Below are 23,493 nucleotides of genomic sequence, written 5' to 3'. Positions count from 1 at the left end.
AATTACTTTTTCGTTATTATTTATACTTTTCAGTTTAAAAAGACAAATATGAAGATTCCAAGATAACTATTTTATTTTGGAATCTTTCTTTGTTAGAATCAAAACTTGATTCCGATCATCAGAACATCATCAGTTTGCTTTTCGTCACTTTTCCAATCTTCCCAAGTATTCTTAAATATACCGTAAACATCTTTCATAGACTTAGTATGATTGTCCATAATTAATTTCCGTGTACGTTTTGGACCAAATTTACGGTTTTGTGGACCACCAAACTGGTCAGGGAATCCGTCAGAACAGAAATAGGCTGAATCTCCGGCCTTAAATTCTATTACTGTATTGGTAAATTCTGTCTGGTTTTTAAATAATCCACCACCTATTGGGAATTTGTTACCTTTCACTTCCAGCATTTCACCATCTTTAACCATATAAAGAGGTCTGTGAGCTCCGGCGTACTCAAGTTTTTGCTCTTTCAGATTGATCTTGCAAAGCGCAATGTCCATACCATCTTTGGTCTTTGAATCATCACTATCCTGACGTAGAGTAGATGTTACACCCTCATCCAGGAGATCAAGAATTTTACCAGGTTCAGTAATCTTTCTTGATCTTACAATATCATTTAATAAGAAGTATCCTATCAATGAAAGAAGAGCTCCTGGTACTCCATGGCCTGTACAATCTACTGCAGCGATAAAGATATCATCACCTGATTGCAAATACCATGGAAAGTCTCCACTTACAACATCTTTTGGTCTGTAAAAGATGAAAGATTCCGGAAGTGTTTTGTTGATTACTTTATTATTTGGAAGAATCGCTCCCTGGATACGTTTAGCATAATTTATTGAGTCATTGATCTTTTTGTTTTTATTCTGGATCTCCAACTCAATAGCTTTTCGTGCTGTAATATCATGAGATACAACAAGAACTGATTCTATATTTTCTGCTTCGTTATATTCAGGAATAGCATTCACCTGCATCACTAATTGCCCATTATCAGTAGGGAAATCAATCTCATTTGTGATTTTTTGCTTGTGTTCTTTTACCTGATTAAGTACTTCCAACCAATAATCTGTAATACCTGAATTAAGATCGAGGTCTGCTACTTGTTTATGCAGATAGTTTTCAGGGCGTTGTCCCGTGAATGTTTCAATTGTCGGGTTGATGTAACTTACTTCGCCATCAGATTCGATCCTTGTAATAAGGTCAGGTGAGTTCTCAGAAAGTGACTGCATCTTACTTCGCATTCTTTGCTCTTGTTCTGCACGTCTTCTTTCTGTTATATCCCTTGAATTAACGATGATTCCCTGGATTGCCTTGTCATGGAGAAGGTTGTTTCCTGTCGATTCGATCCAGATAAGGTTACCTTCAGATGTTTGATATTCGTACTGAATGGTAACTTGTTCATCAGGATTTTCAAGGAGCTTCTGGAACATGTCGTTGAAGTGATTTTTGTATTCATCGTCAACGAACTTAATGTCCTTAATACCAATCATCTCTTCAGTTTTATGTCCGAAAATTCGTTCAACTGAAGGAGAAATATACCTGATCGTTTGATCGTCTTCGTAAATTGTAATAACCTCTGATGCATTTTCCAGAAGAAGCTGCATTCTTTTTTGAGTTCTGTTTACTTCTTCTATTTGCTCTTCGAGCTGGTTGTTAGTTCTTTTTAATTCTTCCTGAGTAGCCTCCATTTCTTCAGCATTTTGTCGCAAGACTTCCTGCTTCTCCTGGAGTTCGTTACTCATTGCCTGAGATTCTTCTAAAAGCTTTCTGGTTCGGTCGTTTACCTGAATATTAAAAATCGTCTGCGCAATAATAGTAGACAATTCTTCAACGAATTTAACGTGAGTAGGGCTGAATTTTTTAAATCCGGCAATTTCAACAACACCATAAACAATTTCATTAGCGATCAGAGGAACAATTAACAATGATGTAGGCCTCTGTTCACCAAGCAGACCGCTGGTCAGTGTTACATAGTCATAAGGGATTTCCGTTCTGAAAATCGTATCTCGTTCTGCCCATGCCTGTCCTACAAGTCCTTCAGCAAATTTGAATCTAGCTTTTAGTTGCTTTTGTTTATTGTAGGCGTAAACTGCTCTGGCTTCAGCAAAATCTTCTTCTTCTTTCTGATTCTGTACAACATAAAAAGCACCCTGAATAGCTTCGGTCTTTTTAGTTATATATTTTATCAGTTCATACCCTAGTGTATCAAGATCATTGTGTGCACGCAGAATTTCTCCAATCTCAGCCACACCTACAACGATCCAGTTTCTTTCCTGGTCACGTTTTTCAGCTTCCTGGATACTATCACGCATGTTGATCAGAGAAGTACCGATGGTATCTTCTGTAGAAAGAGGCTCGAATTCTGCATCGTAATCTCCCTCTCCAATTTTTTTCGCAAAGTTGGCTGTTCTTTTCAGGCCTGAAACAAGGTTTCGGGTTGCTGAAGCTATCTGACCAATTTCATCTTTTCCTTTTATACGGATTTTTTCAGGAAGAACTCCCTTGGATAATTTCTTAACAATCTCTTGAAGTTCTTTTAAAGGTCTGGTCAGAGATCTGGTAACTAAAAGGCTAATTACAACAGTAAATAGAAGTGCAGCAATTCCACCTATGATCAATTTTCTTAGTAGATCATAGGAAGTAGAATATATTTCCTGCTGATCTATTTTTGAAATTATACCCCAGTTGGTTCCTTCAACTGGCCTCCATACTGAAAGCACAGGTGTTCCGGAATAATCAATGTCTTGCATGCTTCCAAGAGTATCTGTCTTGATGACTCTTCTTATGGCATTTTGTTGATTATTCTGTTCTTCAATATCAACACTTCTTTTTACCAGGTTATTACCAATTTCTCTGGAAGGGCTTACATAAATTCCCCGATCAAGGATATTGGTAACCAAAAGATTTTCTCCGGTTTTCCCCATAAAAGAAGTATCGGAAAGAATAGAATAGATTTCTTCGATGCCATGCCCAGAGACAACATACCCAACATTAGTACCATTAAATTTAACTGGAGCTGCAGTATAATATTTAAAGCCACCTTCAGTTTCCTGAAGATTTCCTACAGCAGGACCATCCGTTGCTTTAATTAGAATATTTTCGGCTTTATCCTCAATATTTGTCCCTGATATTCCTTCTGTAGAAGAAAGGATTGTTCCGGTGATATCTGTGAAATACAGATCCTGTTCAGTAAAAGAGTATATTTTTGAATTAAGTACAGGAGTTATTAGACTGTCAACACTATCGGCATTGATGTAACTATAATTGTTGTACAAAGCCATAGCCTCACTTAAAGCAAGGTCTTCAGTAATGATCTCGACTTTGTTTTTATTTAAGTTAAGTCTGTTAATAACGTCTTTTTCGATCGACCTGTTTACAACAGAAAGCTGGGTTAGATATTCTGATTCTAATTTATCTCTATTAAGGTTGTATGCTACCGTGATAGACATAGCTACACCGATCAGAACAATTAACGCCGTTAAAGTCGTTATTTTTCCCCCGATATTGATGTTTTTAAACATAGGTGAAAAAATTAAATTTGTTAATCATTATTTTCTTTTGATTGTTTCTCCGTCCTTGCTGCTTTAGCTTCGTTTTTTAGCTTTTTCGCAATATAATTCGAGCACTCAGCGATATATTTTTTCTGAGCTTCAGAAAACTGCTTGAAAGACGCTATTTCCACAACCCCGTACAGCATTGATGAATCCACTAAAGGAGCAACAAGCAATGTAGAAGGAGTTGATTTGCCCAATCCAGAAACAATATTTATATAGCCTTCCGGAACATCGTTGATTTCGATAAGTTTCTTTTCTTTTCCAACTGTACCAACAATACCTTCACCTACTTCGAAAGAAATTTTTCTACTTTCGCCAATGCTTAATGCATACCCAGATATCAAATTAAGAGTTGATTTGCCATTAACCCTTTCTTTGACATACACAGCTGCCTGCCCGGCTTCAACCACGTTGCTTATTTTATTAACCGCTTTTTCAAGAACATTTTTAAGTTCTCCTTCCGAGTTAATAATCCTGGCAACTTCTTTGAGGTCAGAATCTTCTATCTCATCATCATTGACGATTCTTTCATCTGCATCTTCTAAATTTTCTTTGGTCTTATCAGCTGCAGACTTTTTACCTGAAGCACTGTCGGATTTTTTGTCTTTGCCATCATAAATAAAAAGAAAAACGATAGTAATGAGAGCAATTGAGTAAACCCCAATAACTGTATAAAACAATTCATTGAATTGCTTCTGGGCCATCTGGATGTTAGTCAGATTTAATTCAGGTATATTTTGGATCAATGCACCTTTAAAATTCTGCATCAAATAAGCCAACAACAAACCACCGACTAAAAAAATAACGAATAGCAGGCCAGCAATTTTTTTTAGGCTATTTTTCATTTAATTATAAGTTTATATCTAAAAATACAGTAGTTAAATAATCAGATTATTTATACTGACTGTCCAATTGTTTCAAAAAATTAATGATCTCATCAACATCTAATGAGTAATCAATTTCCGTCAGATTTTTTGCCGCTGTAGGCATTGTATCTATCATACATGTTGACGGATCTTGTATGATTGTCATGCCACCTCTGTCTTTGATTCGTTTCATTCCCTTTGCTCCGTCTCTGTTTGCTCCGGAGAGCAGGATACCAATCAACTTTTCTTTATAGACATAAGCAGCTGTTTCTAAAGTGATATCTATAGCCGGTCTGGAATTGTTTTCCAGTCTGTCTGTAGATAAAGCAAATGTATGGCCGAGCTCTATGTGAAGATGATAATTGGCCGGAGCCAGGTAAACCCTTCCTCTCTTTATACTTTCTTTATCAAACGGTTCATGTACCGGTTTTACACTTTTAATACTCAATGCTTCCACAAAACCATTTCTCACATGTTTGAGTCTATGCAAACACATGATAATCGGCAACTTAAAATTTTCCGGGATGTTAGATAAAATCTTTACTACTCCCTGAAAACTTCCGGCAGATCCTCCGATAACTATGGCTTTATATTTATCGCTTAAATCGTACTTTTTCATCGTATTTGATTCAAGATCTGCCGATTATTCTTTTATCTTTTTATAGATTTTCTCTTCATTGTTAACAACAATAAATTTGTTAGCTATCTCGCACCAGATCAGTGATTCTTTACTGCCTATAGCCAGGTAACCATACTTGAACATTGATTCATGTATTTTTTTAAGTACCTCGTTTTGTAAATTCTGATTAAAATAAATCATAACATTTCGACACAAAACAAGATCAAATTTATTGAAGACTGGTCCGTTGACCAGGTCATGTTCTCTCCAGCTAACATTTCTAACCAGTTCAGGATTCATTTGAATCTCATCACCTTTGATTGTATAGTAATCTTTGATAGAATGAGTTCCCTGAAACCTTATGTAGTTCTTTTCGTGAAGCTCCATGTTTTTGAGCTTGTATCTGCCAGAACGAGCTTTCTCTAGAATTCCTTTATCAAGGTCAGTAGCAATGATCTTTGATTTATCAAGAATACCCATCTCATTAAGTAGCATGCACATCGAATATACTTCTTCTCCTGAAGAACATCCTGCATGCCATATATTAATGCTTGAGTGATTTAGAAGTAAATTAGGTACAATATCTTCCCGTAGTAACCTCCAGAAAGAAGGGTCTCTAAACATCTCAGTAACATTAACTGTGATTTCCTGAACGAAAGTCTCAAAAAACTTAGGGTCTGATTCCACTTTAGCTATTAATGCATCAACAGATTGAAAATTGAATAAATCCAATACCCTGCTGATTCTTCTTTTAAAGGAAGACATTGCATAATTCGTGAAATCATAATTATAGGTAGCTTTAACAACTTCCGTTAGCTTTCTTAAATTAGCTATTTCTATTTCTTGCATTCCAATCACTTAACAGACTTCAGGTGTTTATATCAGAATTACCTAAAAAGTAAACACTCATTCCTTGAATAACCGTAAAAATTTTACTGAAAACTAGGAATAAAATTGGAATTAACCGTTTCGATGTAAGTTATTTTTTGAAAAAGACAGCTATGATAAATACAATCCATCCAATTATAAGTGAAACGCCACCTATTGGAGTAATCATAGCAAAAGTTTTGATACCGTTGAGGGAGTAAATATACAGGGAACCTGAAAAAATTATCATTCCTATTAAGGTAAATAGAAAAGTGGTTTTAATGTATTTTTTTGGGATTCGCCTGCTTAAGAGTCCTATTACTAATAATAAAAAAGTATGATAAAAATGATAGTCTGACGCAGTCTGGTATGTGTCAAGGGTTTCATTAGCAATCAGGATAGGTTCAAGTTTGTGAGCTCCAAACGCTCCCAGTCCTACGGCCAACATTCCTGAAAGGCCAGCGATGGATAATATTATTTTTTGCATATCAGGTATTTCTTTCTCCGAAAATTTTACTTCCTACCCTGATCATGTTAGATCCCTCTTCGATAGCAATGTTAAAATCATTGCTCATTCCCATAGAAAGATATTTCATTTCAATATTATCATTAGAATCAATTGAAGAGATTCTATCAAATATTTCCTTAAGAGATTTAAATTCTTTTCTAATCTGATCAGAATCATCAGTGAAAGTAGCCATTCCCATTAATCCAACGATTCTAATATTATTATACTCATCAAATTCGCCGCTATTAATAATCTCTACTATTTCGTTTTCGTCGAAACCAAATTTTGATTCTTCTTCTGCTATGTGAACCTGGAGAAGGCAATCTATTATTCTCTCATTTTTTCTGCCTTGCTTATTGATCTCTTTAGCTAGTCTTTTACTGTCAACTGAATGGATAAGATTAACAAAAGGGGCTATATATTTTACTTTGTTCCTTTGCAAATGGCCGATCATGTGCCATTGAATATCTTTTGGAAGTTCTTCGTGCTTTTCTTTTAATTCCTGAGCTTTATTTTCTCCAAAAACCCGGTGTCCGTCGTCATATAAAGATTTGATATCTTCTTTCGGCTTTGTTTTACTCACAGCAACCAGAATGGTTTCTTTGCCTATTTCCTCTTTTATTTTTTTGTAATTATCTAAAAGTACTGCCATAAAATATCAATCCACTAAGATGTTTGAAAAGATAGTTATTTTAGTTAATAACCAACAAAGGAACAAAGCTAAGGCCCAATAAAGATATACGAAATAATAGTCGAAGGTATTTTTGTATCGATTTTCGTAGATTTTGGCTTTTTCCAGTTCATCAATAGTATTAAACACCTCCTGGAGAGCCTGATTGTTTTCAACACGGAAAAATTTGCCATTTCCAATTTCTGCAATCATTCTTAATGTGGTCTCGTCAATACTGTTTTCCACATAATACGGTTGTCCAAAATTATCTGTACCATATCTGACCCTCCCTTCACGACCAATTGCTATGGTATACATTTTTATATCATAACCCGCAGCAAATTGAGCAGCCGTTTTAGGGTCGATATTTCCTGCAGTATTATCTCCGTCACTTAACAGAATAAACACCTTGGATTTGGCTTCAGATTCTTTCATTCTGTTAATTCCCATTCCAAGAGCCAGCCCAATAGCTGTGCCACTTTTTCTGATTTTGCTAAAAGTTATATCCTTTATTTCAGATCTTAACAGATCGTAGTCTGATGTCATGGGAGCAAGAGTAAATGCCTCACCCGCAAAAATAACAATTCCAATTCTGTCCTGATTTCTTCCATCGATAAAATCCAGTGCCGTTTGCTTGGCAGCTTCCAGCCTGTTAGGTTTCAGGTCTTGAATTTTCATTGATTCAGAAATATCCAGAAGAAGCATAATGTCAATTCCTTCTGACCATTGCTCCACTCTTTCGTTAGTTTTTTGGGGCCTTGCCAGAGCGATAACCATACATAGAAATGACAGGATAAGCAGAATAGTTGGTATAAACCTCAAATAAGAAGTGAAATCAGTTCCAACATCTTTTTTTGGCAATGCAACTTCCAGAGTTTGGATTTTTTTTCTGATTAGTGGAATAACAGCAAGAATGACAGGTATCAGAAGTAAAAAATAGAATACCCATTCATTTTTCCAGTCAAAATATTCACCAGACCCTATTAGAGGGAATTTTTGTGGATCAAACCACTCAAGCGAATACCATGGTATATCTGTTAATTTATCTCCTTCTTTCATTACCTAATCGCTGTAACTTTTGTTCTAAAATTTGATCTGACAGTTCAGCCAGAGTCAGAAAATCATTATTTAGATTAGAATCCTGCTTTTTATTGCTGTAAATGTATCTGTCAATAGATCTCAGTTCGTTTTCCACTTTTGACGTTTCAGAAAACTTAATTATTTCATCAGTGGTGAAAGCAGGAACAGGCAGATCAGTAGATACACCAAGCATACTTTTCCAAACAGCAAGCTTTTTAGAAGCTTCATGTTTATCACTGAATTCTGTTTTGAGAAATTTACTTTTTAGTTTATTATATTTTCTTTTTAGCAACCATCTCTTTATAGCAATTCTTATCGGTCTAGCTAATACGATGATTAAAGTAATGATAATAACAACAACCAGAACTGCAATAAGTGTTATGATGGGGTAGTTGACAAGTTCTTTTAACGGTTGAAAAGCCGTATTTTCTTTAACCTTTAACGTATCGGAAACCACGGGGATATATTCTACAAAATAAAGTGTGTCATTTTCTGTTTTGATCACACCACTATCTCTTTCCGCAAAATATTTTATGGGAACACTTAAGGTTTGAATGTTTTCTATACTAAAACTAGTAAGTTCATAGACAACACTATCATAACTATAGATTGAGTCAGACACTGTTGGGTTAAAGTCCCTGCCCGTTAAAATGAAGTCCCCAAAATTATGTGTCGTATCAGGTAAAAGGACATCATAATTTTTAGGATACTTGATGTTTAAAACATATTCCAGGGGCATGCCAGCTTTTACGCTATCACTACGAAAATATCCTTCGTAAGTAATATCCTGAGCCATGGCATTAGAGCCTAGTATAAGAAATAATAAGATGTACCTAAAAAAATTAGCCACGCTTAAAAGTTTGATTTCTGATATTAAACAATTGAATAAGTTTGGGTACGTAGTTTTCTTTTGTATCTATATGCACGTAATTAATCTGATGCTTATTAGAGAAATCCTGTAATTCTTCAGATTGTCTTTCAAATCTTTTTGCAATATGAGTTCTGAAAAATGAAGAAGAAGAATTTATCCATTTAGTTTTGCCTGTTTCTTTATCATGAACTGGAACTATGCCTAGTTTAGGCATTTTTCGTTCTCTTTTATCAGAAACATGAACCGCAATTACATCGTGTTTTCTTGCCAGACCCTTTAAAGTGTGTTGATAGTTTTCATCGATAAAATCTGAAATTAAAAATACCACACTTTTCTTTTTCAAATGATTTAAAGTGTATTTAAATGCACCATCAAGATCTGTTTGAGAGGATTTTGGTTGTAAAGAAAATAAGCTTTTAATGAGTTGGTAAATATGATTTTGACCTCTTAAAGGCTTAAAATATAATTCTTTTCTATCTGAAAATGCTATAAGACCTACCTTACTTGCTTCCCTCGAAGCTGCCATTGCCAGAACACCAGTGATTTCTTTACAGATCTCTAGTTTTGTCTGGTCTCTTGATCCGATGTCTTGAGAACCACTGACATCGATAATAAAGTAAACTATCTGTTCTTTGTCTTCAACATAAGTTTTTACAAACGTACCATGACCTTTGGCACTGACTCTCCAGTCGATAGTACGAACATCATCGCCGTACTGATATTGTCTGACGTCATCGTATTCCAATCCGGAACCTTTAAACACAGACTTAAAGTCACCCTGAAGCTGGGTGTTTATAGCCTTTCTTATTTGTATCTCGTATTTACGTAGCTTTTTTATTAATTCACGCATACGTTATTTGATTTTCCAGATGATCGACAATACGAATGTATTCATTATAAATGGATAATTGGGGTTAAAGTTACTATTTTATTGATTTTAGCAACGTTAAAAAATGTAAAATGAAAATAGAAATATGGGGATTTGCAATATAAAAAAAGGAAATTTGAAGCATATGAAGTTACAATATTTAATTCTGACATTAATTTTCCTTTCATTAGGCTCTTGTTCTGAAGATAAATCAAAAGACAAGCCCGATAATTTTATTGATAAGGAAAAAATGATCTCGATTCAAAAAGAGTTATACATTCTTGATAGCGAGGTCAATTACGTTACTGGTTCGGTAGATTCACAAAGGACTGTATTCAAAATATATGAGGACTCTATTTTTGAACGTTTTGGAGTTGATTCAACTACTTATTTTGAATCCTATCAGTGGTATCTGAATAACCCAGAAGAATTTAAAGACGTAACTAATGCGGTAATAGATAGTTTGACTCTTGAAGAACAAAAATTAGAATAATATTTAATGCTATATCCCCAAAATCTAGAAGAGAAATTAGGATTTCAATATATCCGTACAACATTATCAGAAGGGTGTAAAACCAAAGCAGGGAAGGAGTTTGTAGATAAGATCAGATTTTCCCATCACAAAAATGATGTTTCTAAAATGCTAGCTCAGACTAATGAGTTTAAGATGCTTTTAGAAGAAGGAGTAGTAATTGATCTTGCAGATGGGATAGAAATTTCTCCATTTATAAATAAGATAAAATTGTCCGGGGCATGGCTCGAAGCAACTGAATTATTGCAACTTGTCCAATATTTATCCAAGTCTTTATCATTACTTACTTTCTTTGAATCACAAAGTGAAGAATATCCACTGTTAAAAAGAATAGGGGAAAACTTAAATATCCCTGGTCACCTTTTTAAAGATGTTGAAAGAGCTATCGATGAAAAAGGAACGGTAAGAAATACTGCCAGCAAAGAATTAAATCTGATAAGAAAAGACCTTATTGATGCTGAGGTAAAAGCAAGAAAGGTGTTGAATAGAGTAATGTCCGATGCTGATAAACAGGGTTTCATACCTGAAGGAATGACCCTGACAGTAAGAGGTGGAAGAATGGTAATACCAGTTCAGGCAGAGTATAAAAGAGTTTTGAAGGGTTTTGTCCATGATGAATCATCCACAGGACAAACCGTTTTCATGGAGCCGACAGAAGTACTTGAGATCAATAATGACATCAGAGATCTGCAGTTGCGAGAAAGAAGAGAGGTTATAAGGATATTAACTTCTTTAACGGAGCAATTCAGTCCTTTTTTCGAAGATCTGGGCGAAACTATAAAGTATATTGGGTTATTGGATTTTATACGATCTAAAGCCAAGTTGGCTCAAACACTGGAAGCAGTCTATCCCGGAATAAATAAGGATGGGAAACTGGAGATCGTAGATGGATTTAACCCAGTTTTGTTATTAACTCACCAGAGGTCAGAAAAGCCTGTTCGTCAATTGACAGTTCATCTTGAAAGAGAACAGAGAATTTTAATTATCAGTGGACCCAACGCCGGAGGTAAATCAGTTGCTCTTAAAACCATGGGTATTATCCAATACATGTTGCAATGTGGTTTGTTAGTTCCAGTAGGAGAAGGTAGTACATTCCCCTTATTCAGAGATATATTCGCAGATATTGGCGATGAGCAATCGATTGAAAATGATTTGAGTACTTATAGTTCTCATCTTAAAAATATGTCTCATTTCATTAAGTTTTGTGGAAAGAGAACTTTATTTCTAATTGATGAATTTGGTACAGGTACTGAGCCAAAATTTGGGGGGACAATTGCTGAATCCATCCTGGAAGAGTTGTTGAAATCGCTGGCGTATGGAGTGATAACTACTCACTATGGAAACCTTAAAGCGAGAGCTGAATCCACAGATGGGTTGATCAATGGAAGTATGTTGTTTGATCAGCAAAAGCTCGAACCTCTTTATATGCTCGAGCAAGGAAAGCCCGGAAGTTCTTTTGCTTTCGAAATCGCGTCTAAAACAGGAATTCCTGAATCAGTTATAGAAAAAGCAAAGTCACTGCTGGGAGAAGAAACTGTAAATATGGAGGAATTACTTCATCAGCTTGAGAAGGAAAGACTTTCTTATTCACAATTAGTTACAGAAAATAAAAAACTTAAAAAAGACCTTTCCAGTCAGCTGCAAAGTTTTCGTGATAAGGAATCAAATCTTGAGGCCAACCGAAAAAAGTATATAAACGAAGCAAAAGAGGAAGCAAAAAGACTGATAAAAGAAGCGAATAAAGAAATTGAAAATACAATCCGGAAGATTAAAGAAGCCAATGCTGAGAAGGAGGCTACAAAAGAGGCCAGGCAAAAATTATCAGAAAAGGAGAGTAAACTAAAAGTGAAAGAGCAGCCCAAAGAAACTGAGGATGAGGGATATGACGTTGAGGAAGGGCCTATTAATGTAGGAGATTCCGTGAGAATTAAAGGACAGGAGGCAACTGGAGAGGTGATGTCAATTAAAGGGAAGGATGCTACCGTTGCAATAGGTCAGTTGCAGACCATTGTTAAAATGAACCGACTTGAAAAAGTATCGAAGCGAAGTGCCCGAAAGCAGGAAAGAGAAAAGAAGTTTAGTGGAGGAGGTGTGTATCAATCTTTAAATATGAACCAGCGGTTAGCCGAATTTAATTCAGAACTTGATATTCGAGGAAAAAGGGTAGAGGAGGCTTTTAATATCGTAGAGAGTTTTATGGATGATGCTCATATGTTTGGAATTAAGGAGGTGAGAATTCTACATGGAAAAGGTAATGGGGTTCTTAAGGACTTCGTGAGAAATCAACTGGGAAACATGAATTTTGTCAAGTCATTCAGAGATGAACACGCTGACAGGGGCGGGGCAGGAATTACTATTGTGAAATTAAACTAGGCTTATAATTAAATTATATAAAAAAAGGGAGCTATTGATCAATAGCTCCCTTTTACTTATATAAGTATTTTACTGTTATCTCGTAAATTCAAATACAAAGTTTCCTGAAATACCCATCATTCTTGCTCCAGAAGGAGGTTCAGAAATTGTAAATGATACTGTTAGTGTGCTTTCAGTAACATCTGAAAGATTCATTTCAACACCACCACTTACATCAGGATTTCTGATTATAGTATTGATGTCAGGAGTGTTGTTATTACTAGCATATTCCCAGTTACCATTTTTTGGCCAAACCTCAGAAAATGCATCTGGAGTGGTAGCAACGTAGGTTCCGTTTTCATTAAATGTAACAGTCATTCCTGTATAAGAAGAAGTTACATTCTCACTACTGTTTCTTGTAACAGCTTGTACATTCCAGGTGCCATTAGATAATAATTCAGTTCTTACCTCATCTTCTGGTTTGTTGTCTTCGCCTTTATCTTTACAGCCTGAAAAAACTAAAGTGAGAGTTAAAAATAGTCCTAATAAAGTGGTTAAATTCTTTTTCATATAATGCTTAGTTAAAAAATATTTCTTTAAATATAGTGTCTTCGATTTAAAATTCAATAGAGTCTAAACCTAAAATTATTTATAATCCATCACATTTAAAACAAAATCAACAAATTCATATTCAAATTTTTGATTGGACGATACTATGATAAGTCTTTGATTGTGGATTTTCAATATTTCATTTTTGTACCAATTGATACCAGTTTCATCCAGATTAGAACAAGGTTCATCCAAAAACATAACAGGAACGTCACTATAAAATGCTAAACCGAGCTTTAAACGTTGTTTCATTCCTGAGGAGAAATGTTTTATGGCTTTATTCTGGGCTCCGTCAAGAAGCATTTTTTCTGGAAGTTCTTTTAAATTGATATTTTCAACAACTGGTTTAAAAGAAAAGTGAAATTCTAATGCCTCTAAAAGTGTAAATTCCTCAATCAGATCAAAATAAGGTGCAGCATAGACGATTTGTTCGTAGACTTTATCTTCGTGAATTGAATCCCCATCCTCTTTCAGGTAGCTAATCTTACCATTTGTTGGAAGGATTGCTCCGGATAATATCTTTATGAGGGTACTTTTTCCCGAACCATTATTACCAGTAATAGCATATGATTTTCCCGACTCAAATGTATAGCTGAGGTCACGAAAGATCCATTGTCTCAAATATTTTTTGCTAATATTTTCGCAGGAAATTCTTGGAGTCGTCATAGGAATTAGACGCCATATCCTTTCATTATTCCTCGGTCAGAACCGGATATGAAATTAATGATGTAATCTCTTTCTTTACTTGCTGGAATCTCCAGCCTTATTTGATCAATTGATCTTGATCTATTAAGCCCTTTTTGATATATGATTCTATAGATTTCCTGAATCTCATTGATTTTTTCATTATCAAAACCTCGTCTTCTCAGGCCTACCGAATTCACACCACAATAGCTAATTGGTTCTCTTCCGGCAGTAACGTAAGGGGGGATATCTTTTCTTACCAAAGAACCACCAGATACCATAACGTGAGCTCCGACTTTGGCAAATTGATGAATGGCGCTTGCGCCACCGATAATTGCAAAGTCATCTACTTCTACATGGCCTGCTACCTGAACAGCATTAGCTATAATGCAATTGTCTCCGACAAGGCAGTCATGAGCCAGATGGACATAAGCCATTAGCAGGCAATTAGAGCCTACTTTTGTTTCTCCTCTGTCGACTGTACCTCTGTTGATAGTTACGCATTCTCTAACTACAGTATTGTCACCTACAATTGCCAGAGTATTCTCGCCTTTAAACTTTAAATCCTGGGGGACAGCACCAATAACTGCTCCCGGAAAAATCTTACAGTTTTTTCCTATTCTTGAACCGGACATTATAGTTGCGTTGGAACCAATCCAGGTTCCATCGCCAATTTCTACGTCGTCTTCAATTGTTACAAAAGGGGAAATAGTTACATTATCTCCAACTTTTGCATTAGGATGAATATAGGCTAGGTTTTTACTCATGAATCTTTTTTAACAATACTTGCGGTCATTGTAGCTTCACAAACCAGGTTATTTCCTACGTAGGCTTTACCTGACATTTTTGCGATACCTCTTCTTATTTGACCAATTAATTTACACTCAATAATAATAGTATCCCCTGGAAGAACCATTTTTCTAAATTTGCAATTTTCAACTCCAAGGAAATAAGTCCAGTAGTTCTCCGGATCAGGAACAGTATTGAGTACGAGAATTCCTCCCACTTGTGCCATAGCTTCAATTTGTAATACCCCAGGAAAGACAGGGTTATTAGGGAAGTGGCCCTGGAAAAACGGTTCGTTTATAGTAACATTCTTAATACCGGCTACACTTGATTCGTCCAAATGATAGATTTTATCCACCAGTAAGAACGGGAATCTGTGAGGTAAAGTATTAGATATTTGATTTATATCAAGAACAGGAGGTAATTTCGGATTGTATTTTGGAATATTATTATTTGTAGTTGACTCCATCAGTCGCTTCAATTTTTTTGCAAAAGCAACATTTGAAGCATGACCTGGTCTTGCTGCAAGTATCTGAGCTTTGATCGGTTTGCCTACCAGGGCAAGATCACCAACTACATCAAGTAATTTATGTCTTGCTGGTTCATTTTTATATCTCAGGTCGACATTGTTGAGAATACCTTCTTCTTTAACAGCAACTTTATCCTTATTAAACAGTCCTGCTAAATGATCCAGTTCATTGTCGTCAACAACTTTATCGACAATAACTATTGCATTACTAAGATCGCCGCCTCTTATCAGGTTCTGGCTGTGCAACATTTCAAGCTCATGCAAGAAGCAAAATGTTCTGCAAGAAGCGATTTCTTCAGCAAATTGACTTATATCATTTAAAGAAGCATGCTGACTTCCGAGCACCGGAGAATTATAATCGACCATTACAGTTACTCTGTAATCATCGAGCGGAAGGGCAGCCATTTCGACATTTTTTTCGTGGTCTCTGTAGAAAATTCCTTCAGGGACCTCGAAAAAATCTCTTAAAGCACTCTGCTCTTCGAGTTCAGCATTTCTGAGAATTTCGATAAATGGCTGGGCTGATCCGTCCATTATAGGAATTTCAGGTCCATCTAATTGAATAAGGATATTATCTATCTGCTCACCGACCAGAGCGGAAAGTACATGTTCGATAGTATGAACTCTTGCGCCATCCTTTTCAAGAGTAGTTCCTCTGGATACATCCACTACGAGGTCACAATCTGCCTCAATAATAGTTTGTTCTTCCAGGTCTACACGTTGAAACTTAATGCCATGATCCGGCGGGGCCGGGCAAAAAGTCATGTTAGTCATAGCACCGGTATGTAAACCGACGCCTTTAACTGTTACTTTGTTTTTAATTGTATGTTGTCTCGTGTACATGCTCCCAATTTTCTACGAGGGCGTAAAGTTAATCTTTTTTTTCAAGTTTCGTAATTCTCTCTGCTAATTCAGGTAATTTCTTAAAATATATGAATGATTGCCTGAAATTACGAATGTCTATTGCCGGGCTCCCCAGCATGGTAGTACCTTTTTCTTTAATTGATTTTGTAATACCTGACTGAGCAGCAATTGTTGTTTTGTCAGCGATCTTTAAATGGCCGATGATGCCTGCCTGGCCTGCTATAACACAGTTTTCTCCAACTTTTGTTGACCCACTAATTCCGGCCTGAGATGCGACAACAGTATTTTTACCAACAACAACATTATGGGCTATCTGTATTAGATTATCAAGTTTTACTCCGGATTTAACAATTGTTGAATCAAATGTAGCTCGATCGATAACCGTGTTAGCTCCTATATCAACATTGTCTTCAATAATAACATTACCCAGTTGAGGAATAGTTTTATAAGTGCCATCCTCCTGTGGTGCAAATCCAAATCCGTCACTTCCTATTACTGCTCCCGAGTGAATAGTGCATTGGCTCCCTATCTGACATCTTGAATAAACTTTAACTCCACTGTAAACTATAGTGTTGTCGCCGATTACACAGTCGTCACCTATATAACTGTTGGGGTAAATTTTAACATTGTTCCCAATTTTACATCGTTCACCAATGTAACTAAAAGCGCCACGGTATATGTTTTCACCAACTTGTGATGAATCGCATTTATATGAGGGAGACTCCACCCCGCTTTTAACCGGATGGATCATTTTTTGTATTTGCTCTAATAATGTTGTAAACCTTGTATATGGGTCATCAACAAATATAAGTGTTGTTTTAACCTCTTTTTTTGGTTTGAAATCGTCTTTTACAATTACTGCAGACGAATCTGTATCGTAAATAAACGGCTCATATTTTGGGTTGGAGAGAAAAGAAATACTTCCTTTAGTTCCCTCTTCAATACCCTTTATTGTATAGACTTTTTCTTCACCATTCCCCTCAACTCTACCCTCAAGTAATTCTGCGACCTGATTTATAGTGAATTCCATTTAATTTTACTTTTTAATCCTTACAAAGATAAAGATTTGGGCCAGCATAGGTAATATTTTTTCACGATTTTGGACATAGCCTTAATATTCGGCAAATCTGACGCCTGAGCGACATCTTTTATATCTCCATTTTTTAATTGAATATAAATCGGTTGATTTGTCGGCATGTAAGCTGAATTAGTCATGCTTCCATTATCAATAAGGTATTCTGCTTCATGTTGAGCAATATCAAAGTGTTTTTGAATCTTATCAGTAATCTCTTTTATCTTGCTCTCCTGAATTGGTTCCGGGCTTAACTGAATCTTAAAGAGTTTTCTGTCAATAATCATTCGGCATAATGAAGAAAGTACTTTGTCTTCGTGTCTGGACCATGATTTTACTGCATTCCAAATATCAGCATCGTCCAGTTCACAGTAATTATTTAGTATTTCCGGGTTATTTTTAATTTGATCTATTGTATAATTATTTTCTAAAAAAGGCTTAAGAAAAGGGGAACAATGAACTTCCACACCCGTTCTGGCAAGAAATTTTGCTCTTTTGATAGTTTGAATCAGCATTTTTTCTGCTGCCACAGCAGTTTTGTGCAGGTATACCTGCCAGTACATTAGTCTTCGACTATTAAGGAAGTTTTCGATTGAATAGATACCTTTTTCTTCTACAACCAGTCTGTCGTTTTCTATTTCCAGCATTTTAATAATACGTGAAGAACCAACAGTTCCTTCACTAACCCCGGTAAAAAAGCTATCCCTCATTAAATAGTCCAGGCGGTCAATATCAAGCTGGCTACTTACTAATTCATGGAAAAAGTGCCTTTCATATTGGTTATTGAAAATCCGAAGAGTAAGGTCCAGGGCTCCTTCAAATTGTTCATTAAGTCGTTTCATAATCTGAATAGACATTTCTTCATGTCTTATTCCCGGCATTAATGAATATTCCAGTGCATGACTAAAAGGACCATGGCCTATATCGTGAAGTAAAATAGCCATTTGACTTGCCTCAAATTCTTCATCTGAAATATCGTGACCTTTATATCTGAGTTGCTGGAGAGCAAGCCCCATAAGATGGTAAGCCCCTAATGCATGATGGAATCTGGTATGTAGTGCTCCAGGATAAACCAATTCTGCCAGGCCAAGCTGCTTAATTCTTCTTAATCGCTGAAAATAAGGGTGGTCAACGGTGTTCAGAGGTAAGCCATAGGGAACGGAAATAAATCCGTAAACAGGGTCATTGAATATTTTGGTTTTATGCTTCAATCTTCTTTCGGTTCCTTAATTAAATTATTTAGCGCAAAAATGTTAAATTATGCTTAGTATTATGTTCTGTTGAAACAAAATCTTTATTTAAATAAAGTCTTTTCCAATGCAAAAGTATAATATTTTATGGGCGGATGATGAAATTGACCTTTTAAAGCCGCATGTGCTATTTTTAGAAAGTAAGGGGTACGATGTCACAGGTGTGAATAGTGGATTTGACGCATTGGACGAAGTAGGTAAAAGTATTTTTGATATTGTCTTTCTCGATGAAAACATGCCTGGGATGAGCGGACTTGAAACGCTTCAGAAAATAAAGATTAAACATCCCTCTCTTCCGGTTATAATGATTACAAAGTCTGAGGAAGAACACATAATGGAAGAGGCAATAGGTTCAAAAATTGCTGATTACCTGATCAAGCCTTTAAATCCTAATCAGATATTGCTCTCTGTAAAAAAGATACTCGACAATAAAAGACTGGTAACAGAAAAGACCAATATGGGGTATCAGCAGGATTTCAGGAACATAAGTATGGCTTTTGGCGATAATCTTGATTTTGAAGAATGGTCGGATATTTACAAGAAGCTTGTTTATTGGGAGATGCAAATTGACGAGACTGAAAGCAGGAGCATGGCCGAGGTGTTGGAATCTCAAAAGACTGATGCCAACCATAATTTTGCAGCATTTATAGAAGATAATTATGAAGACTGGTTAAATAATCCCGCAGTTGAACGCCCAGTTCTTAGCCATCGGTTGATGGAGAATTTTGTATTTCCTGAATTGAAAAATGATAGTCCCTTATTCTTTATTATTATTGATAATTTAAGGTATGATCAATGGAAGACTATTGAGCCCATGGTCAATGAAAATTTTTCAATCGTATCCGAGGATACATACTATAGCATTTTACCAACTACAACTCAATATTCAAGGAATTCCATTTTTAGTGGTTTATTACCTCTTGAAATGTCAAAAAGATATCCTGATCTATGGGTAGGTGAGGATGAACCGGAAGGGAAGAATAATAATGAAGATAAATTCCTTGAAGAACACCTTAAAAGAAAAAGGATAGATGCGAAATTCTCATATCATAAAATTAAAAATATCCTTGAGGGAAAAAGTCTGATCAAAGACCTCCCTAATTTAATGAATAACCAGTTGAATGTATTGGTGTATAATTTCGTTGACCTATTATCACACTCCAGAACTGAGTCGCACATGATCAAGGAATTAGCGCCTGATGAATCAGCATACAGATCACTTACTCAATCCTGGTTTTCTCATTCTCCTTTATTAGAAGCGCTGGAGAGAATTGCTGCAGCTGGAGGGAGAGTCATTTTAAGTACTGATCATGGGACAATCAGGGTGAAAAGGCCGTTTAAAATAATCGGAGACAGAAATACTAATACTAACCTCAGGTATAAAACAGGTAAAAATCTTAACTATGAGCAAAAAAATGTTTTCAGTGTAAAACATCCTGAGAAGTTTTATTTGCCAAAAGTAAATGTTACATCTACCTTTGCTTTCGCAATTGAGGATTACTTTTTTGCTTATCCTAATAATTTCAATTACTACGTTAATTATTATGATGATACCTTTCAACATGGAGGTGTATCTTTGGAAGAGATGATAATTCCGATTATTAAATTAAAACCTAAGTAAGAATACCTGATGACAAAAGAATTGTCCGGATTAGAATTTAAAATAACAGATATAAAAAAAGTTTCTGCTGATCTGCTGCAGGAATATGGTGATTTTAAAATATGGCTTTTTGAGGGTGACCTTGGGGCAGGGAAAACCACATTGATTAAAGCAATATGTGAGGAGCTGGAGGTCGAGGATCAGGTAAGTAGTCCGACGTTTGCTCTGGTGAATGAATATGCTTCAAAAAAAGAGGACACTGTTTACCATTTTGACTTTTATCGGATCGAACATGAAAGTGAAGCATTTGACATTGGGTTAGAAGAATACTTATATTCAGGCTACAGGTGTTTGATCGAATGGCCGGAGCAAGTGTCATCTTTCTGGCCTGAAAAATATTTACACATCAAAATTATTACTAATTTAGATGATAGCAGAACTATAGAAATAGCTAAGCATGACGAAACAGCTTAAAACGGGACTCGAAGCACTTTCGAGGGAGCATGGTCTGATGACTCAGGAAAAACCAGAACCAACCAAAAAGGAGCATAAATCTTTATTTATTGGTATTCCAAAAGAAACTGCCTATCAGGAAAACAGAGTTTCTCTAACTCCTGAAGCAGTGGGCTTACTGGTTAATAATGGTCATGAAATAATGATAGAGGCCGGTGCTGGTGAAAGGTCTAATTTTGGCGATAATGAATACAGCGAAGCAGGAGCTAGGATTTGCTATGATCCAAAACAGATATTTAAAGCGGATATTATTTTAAAAGTTGAGCCATTGACAAATGAGGAAATGGAATGGCTTGAGCCTGGGAAAACGTTGTTTTCTGCAATGCAAGTAGGTAATCAGACACCTGAATACCTGAAGGCATTGATAAATAAAAAGATCACTGCAATCGGCTTTGAATACATTGAAGACAAAGTTGGCGGAATGCCTGTAGTGAGAGCTATGTCTGAAATTGCTGGTAGCACAGTTATGCTTATCGCTGCAGAATATTTAAGTAGTGTAAACCGGGGAATGGGAATCATCTTAGGTGGTATTACCGGTGTTCCTCCAACTAAAGTAGTTATCATAGGAGCAGGAACAGTAGGTGAATATGCCGCCAGAACCGCAATTGGACTCGGGGCTGAAATTGAAGTTTATGATAATCAAATTTATAAATTAAGAAGGATCAAGCATGCTTTGGGTCAACAAGTATTTACATCAGCAATTGATACAGTAAGACTTGGGCGTTCATTAGAATCTGCGGATGTGGTAATCGGTGCTGTTAGAGCTGAAAAAGGTAGAAATAAGATTGTTGTGACTGATGATATGGTAAGCAGAATGAAACAGGATTCAGTAATTGTAGATGTTAGTATTGATCAGGGAGGTTGTTTTGAGACAAGCAGAATAACTACCCACGACGATCCGATATATAGAAAACATGGTGTTTTGCATTACTGCGTACCCAATATTGCTTCACGAGTTGCCAGAACCGCTACCGAGGCATTTTCGAATATTTTTACTCCAATTTTACTCAGAATGGGCGATCTCGGAGGAGTAGATGATATGATTTTTACTAACCCATGGTTTATGAAAGGTGTTTATGCGTATCGGGGTAGCCTGACAAATAAACATCTTGCCCAGCGTTTTAACTTACGATACAGGGATCTGGAGTTGCTTATCACTGCCAGATTTTAAATGTTAATTATTTTGATAATTGTAAGAATAGCTCTTTAAAATTGGTGAAATTCTGATCTGCAAATGCTACCGGTGCTAATTCTTCCTTTGAATGAGTTGTTGTGATTCCAGCTGTGGGCATGCCTGCTCTTCTTCCTGCTTCAACACCTGCAAGAGAATCTTCGATCACCAGACATTCAGCTGATGAATACCCAAGCATTTCTGCTGCTTTCAGAAAAATTTCCGGATTAGGCTTACCACTTTTAACCATATTCCCGTCTACAATAACCTTAAATGCTGATCTGATATTAAAACTGTCCAGGATAAAGTCTATGTTGCTTCTGGGGGCCGAACTCGCAACAGCCATTTTTATGTCCTTTTCTTTAAGGAATTTTATGAAATCGATCAGGCCGTCAACAGGTTTTAAATCGGCTTTAATTAAGTCTCGATAAATAGCTTCTTTTTCTTCTCCTAATTTATTTGTAAGCGTTTTATCAAGCTTTTTATTAAACAGGTTTTCAAGAGCATCGTGATTAGTATGACCATAAACATGTTTTTCCATGAGTTCTTCATTAATCTCCAAACCAATTTTTTTACCATAGATCGGCCATGCTCTTCTATGATAAGGATTGGAGTCAACCATGACTCCATCCATATCAAATAATACCGCTTTAATATCGTACATTTATTTCTGTAATAGTGTTTTCCAGGCTTCTTGCACTTCGTTAGATCCCAGATATTTTTGGGCTAGTAAATGAAGAAATTTCCTATATTCGTCGGGCTGGTCAGCGTGCTGTTCCCTTAATGATATAATTTCAGTATCATATTTACCAAACTCTTCCACAATTTCCCGGGCAGGTAATTTTTCTACATTACCAAGCTTTCCAAGATCGTTTCCAGTAAGGATTGTTGAGTTTTTTACATGGTCAGGAAGGCTGTCCACCCCGATACCTTTTTTAGCGAGAGGTTTTGCAATCTCAAATAATGCATCGCCATTGGCACGGCAATACCAGTTACCTCCCATTCTAGCAACTAGATCAATTTTGAAGGGGTCGATTGTTTCATTTTCATCAAGTACAGATTTTTTGATGTGCATTTTTAGTACTTCGCAGATAATTAAGTTACCTGCACCACCTTCAGAACCTGTTTCTACAATTTCATTCACTTTACATTCAAAAGCAACGGGTGATTCTCCAACTCGTGGAGGCTTAACAACATCAGATTTGACAGGAGTCAATCCAGATTTGATGAATTCATTAATTCCTTTATCATATTCCGTACTAGAAAGAGACATTTGCTCTGCAATAGCGTAATTGACAATGTTTATTACGACTTCCTTTACTTCCTTAACATTTTCAAAAGTGTGTTTGGTCGTGTTATCTCGTCCTCTTCTGGCAGGAGAAAATATCATGATCGGAGGATTAGCTCCAAAGACATTAAAGAAACTGAAAGGACTTAAATTAACATCATCATTTTTGTCAATCGTCGAAGCAAACGCAATTGGTCTGGGTGCTACAGATCCTAATAAGTAATGGTGAAATTTAGGAACCGGTATATCACCTGGTTTAATTGTCAGATATTCTTCCTGGGTCATTTTGATTATTTTTAGTTAAAAAGTAAAACGGGAAGTAAACCTTCCCGCTAAACAT

General features: G+C 36.1%; 22 protein-coding genes. 5 read left to right on the top strand and 17 right to left on the bottom strand.

The genetic code is table 11. The features are described 5' to 3' along the window. Positions 1-98: 98 nt before the first annotated feature. The 9 genes from OO013_RS03080 to OO013_RS03040 all read right to left on the bottom strand — a co-directional run bounded on the left by OO013_RS03080 (position 99) and on the right by OO013_RS03040 (position 9,885). Positions 99-3,521 carry a PAS domain S-box protein gene (locus OO013_RS03080; RefSeq protein ID WP_266055173.1) on the bottom strand — a complete coding sequence of 1,141 codons (3,423 nt, stop codon included), beginning with the start codon at positions 3,519-3,521 and terminating at the stop codon, positions 99-101. A 20-nt stretch (positions 3,522-3,541) separates the two neighbouring features. Further along, positions 3,542-4,399: a GAF domain-containing protein gene (locus OO013_RS03075; protein ID WP_266055171.1), complete on the bottom strand. Its 858-nt coding sequence runs from the start codon at positions 4,397-4,399 to the stop codon at positions 3,542-3,544. A 46-nt stretch (positions 4,400-4,445) separates the two neighbouring features. Continuing rightward, positions 4,446-5,039, bottom strand: coding sequence for a chemotaxis protein CheB (locus tag OO013_RS03070; RefSeq protein ID WP_266055170.1), 594 nt, complete (start codon positions 5,037-5,039; stop codon positions 4,446-4,448). Positions 5,040-5,063: 24 nt separating this feature from the next. Beyond that, positions 5,064-5,888 (bottom strand): CheR family methyltransferase, encoded by an 825-nt coding sequence (locus OO013_RS03065; RefSeq protein WP_266055168.1) that lies wholly within the window; start codon positions 5,886-5,888, stop codon positions 5,064-5,066. A 130-nt stretch (positions 5,889-6,018) separates the two neighbouring features. After that, positions 6,019-6,393: a DUF423 domain-containing protein gene (locus OO013_RS03060; RefSeq protein WP_266055167.1), complete on the bottom strand. Its 375-nt coding sequence runs from the start codon at positions 6,391-6,393 to the stop codon at positions 6,019-6,021. 1 nt (position 6,394) lies between these two features. Next, positions 6,395-7,066 (bottom strand): YggS family pyridoxal phosphate-dependent enzyme, encoded by a 672-nt coding sequence (locus OO013_RS03055; RefSeq protein WP_266055164.1) that lies wholly within the window; start codon positions 7,064-7,066, stop codon positions 6,395-6,397. Between the two features lie 6 nt (positions 7,067-7,072). Beyond that, positions 7,073-8,143, bottom strand: a complete 1,071-nt coding sequence (locus OO013_RS03050) for a vWA domain-containing protein (protein WP_266055163.1) — start codon at positions 8,141-8,143, stop codon at positions 7,073-7,075. Then, positions 8,127-9,014 carry a hypothetical protein gene (locus OO013_RS03045; protein WP_266055162.1) on the bottom strand — a complete coding sequence of 296 codons (888 nt, stop codon included), beginning with the start codon at positions 9,012-9,014 and terminating at the stop codon, positions 8,127-8,129. Before OO013_RS03045 ends, OO013_RS03050 begins: the two co-directional genes overlap by 17 nt. After that, complete coding sequence (locus OO013_RS03040; protein WP_266055161.1) at positions 9,007-9,885, bottom strand: DUF58 domain-containing protein; 879 nt, start codon at positions 9,883-9,885, stop codon at positions 9,007-9,009. The genes OO013_RS03045 and OO013_RS03040 overlap by 8 nt, the downstream gene beginning before the upstream one ends. 163 nt (positions 9,886-10,048) lie before the next feature. On the opposite strand from OO013_RS03040, the gene OO013_RS03035 reads away from it, so the two are divergent. Beyond that, on the top strand, positions 10,049-10,396 hold the full coding sequence (locus OO013_RS03035; RefSeq protein ID WP_266055160.1) for a DUF4296 domain-containing protein: 348 nt from the start codon (positions 10,049-10,051) through the stop codon (positions 10,394-10,396). Between the two features lie 6 nt (positions 10,397-10,402). After that, the gene (locus OO013_RS03030) at positions 10,403-12,808 is read left to right on the top strand and encodes an endonuclease MutS2 (protein WP_266055159.1); all 2,406 of its coding nucleotides are present in this window, start codon (positions 10,403-10,405) and stop codon (positions 12,806-12,808) included. 75 nt (positions 12,809-12,883) lie between these two features. On the opposite strand, the gene OO013_RS03025 is transcribed toward OO013_RS03030, so the two are convergent. The 6 genes from OO013_RS03025 to OO013_RS03000 all read right to left on the bottom strand — a co-directional run bounded on the left by OO013_RS03025 (position 12,884) and on the right by OO013_RS03000 (position 18,542). Beyond that, on the bottom strand, positions 12,884-13,357 hold the full coding sequence (locus tag OO013_RS03025) for a hypothetical protein (RefSeq protein WP_266055158.1): 474 nt from the start codon (positions 13,355-13,357) through the stop codon (positions 12,884-12,886). 75 nt (positions 13,358-13,432) lie between these two features. After that, entirely contained in the window at positions 13,433-14,062 is a 630-nt protein-coding gene (locus tag OO013_RS03020; RefSeq protein ID WP_266055157.1) for an ABC transporter ATP-binding protein, read from the bottom strand. Between the two features lie 5 nt (positions 14,063-14,067). Next, entirely contained in the window at positions 14,068-14,847 is a 780-nt protein-coding gene (gene lpxA / locus OO013_RS03015) for an acyl-ACP--UDP-N-acetylglucosamine O-acyltransferase (RefSeq protein WP_266055156.1), read from the bottom strand. Then, positions 14,844-16,238, bottom strand: coding sequence for a bifunctional UDP-3-O-[3-hydroxymyristoyl] N-acetylglucosamine deacetylase/3-hydroxyacyl-ACP dehydratase (locus OO013_RS03010; RefSeq protein ID WP_266055155.1), 1,395 nt, complete (start codon positions 16,236-16,238; stop codon positions 14,844-14,846). Before OO013_RS03010 ends, lpxA begins: the two co-directional genes overlap by 4 nt. A 28-nt stretch (positions 16,239-16,266) precedes the next feature. Continuing rightward, positions 16,267-17,289, bottom strand: a complete 1,023-nt coding sequence (gene lpxD, locus OO013_RS03005; protein WP_266055154.1) for a UDP-3-O-(3-hydroxymyristoyl)glucosamine N-acyltransferase — start codon at positions 17,287-17,289, stop codon at positions 16,267-16,269. Between the two features lie 20 nt (positions 17,290-17,309). After that, the gene (locus OO013_RS03000) at positions 17,310-18,542 is read right to left on the bottom strand and encodes an HD domain-containing protein (RefSeq protein WP_266055152.1); all 1,233 of its coding nucleotides are present in this window, start codon (positions 18,540-18,542) and stop codon (positions 17,310-17,312) included. 106 nt (positions 18,543-18,648) lie between these two features. Between OO013_RS03000 and porX the strand changes: the two genes are divergently transcribed. The 3 genes from porX to OO013_RS02985 are packed head-to-tail and all read left to right on the top strand — an operon-like array spanning position 18,649 to position 21,865. Continuing rightward, a complete protein-coding gene (gene porX, locus OO013_RS02995; protein WP_266055150.1) occupies positions 18,649-20,202 on the top strand; it encodes a T9SS response regulator signal transducer PorX in 1,554 nt (517 codons plus the stop codon). Between the two features lie 9 nt (positions 20,203-20,211). Beyond that, positions 20,212-20,655 carry a tRNA (adenosine(37)-N6)-threonylcarbamoyltransferase complex ATPase subunit type 1 TsaE gene (tsaE, locus tag OO013_RS02990; protein WP_266055149.1) on the top strand — a complete coding sequence of 148 codons (444 nt, stop codon included), beginning with the start codon at positions 20,212-20,214 and terminating at the stop codon, positions 20,653-20,655. After that, on the top strand, positions 20,639-21,865 hold the full coding sequence (locus OO013_RS02985) for an alanine dehydrogenase (RefSeq protein ID WP_439651816.1): 1,227 nt from the start codon (positions 20,639-20,641) through the stop codon (positions 21,863-21,865). Before tsaE ends, OO013_RS02985 begins: the two co-directional genes overlap by 17 nt. Positions 21,866-21,872: 7 nt before the next feature. On the opposite strand, the gene OO013_RS02980 is transcribed toward OO013_RS02985, so the two are convergent. Both OO013_RS02980 and OO013_RS02975 read right to left on the bottom strand, forming a co-directional pair. Further along, entirely contained in the window at positions 21,873-22,529 is a 657-nt protein-coding gene (locus OO013_RS02980) for an HAD family hydrolase (RefSeq protein WP_266055147.1), read from the bottom strand. Next, positions 22,530-23,438, bottom strand: coding sequence for a flavin reductase family protein (locus OO013_RS02975; protein WP_266055146.1), 909 nt, complete (start codon positions 23,436-23,438; stop codon positions 22,530-22,532). Between the last annotated feature and the right edge of the window lie 55 nt (positions 23,439-23,493).

Source organism: Mangrovivirga halotolerans (genome assembly GCF_026241165.1).
Classification (GTDB): Bacteria; Bacteroidota; Bacteroidia; order Cytophagales; family Cyclobacteriaceae; genus Mangrovivirga; species Mangrovivirga halotolerans.
The sequence above is the reverse complement of the archived record's forward strand: the minus strand, read 5'-3'. Positions and strand labels throughout refer to the sequence as shown.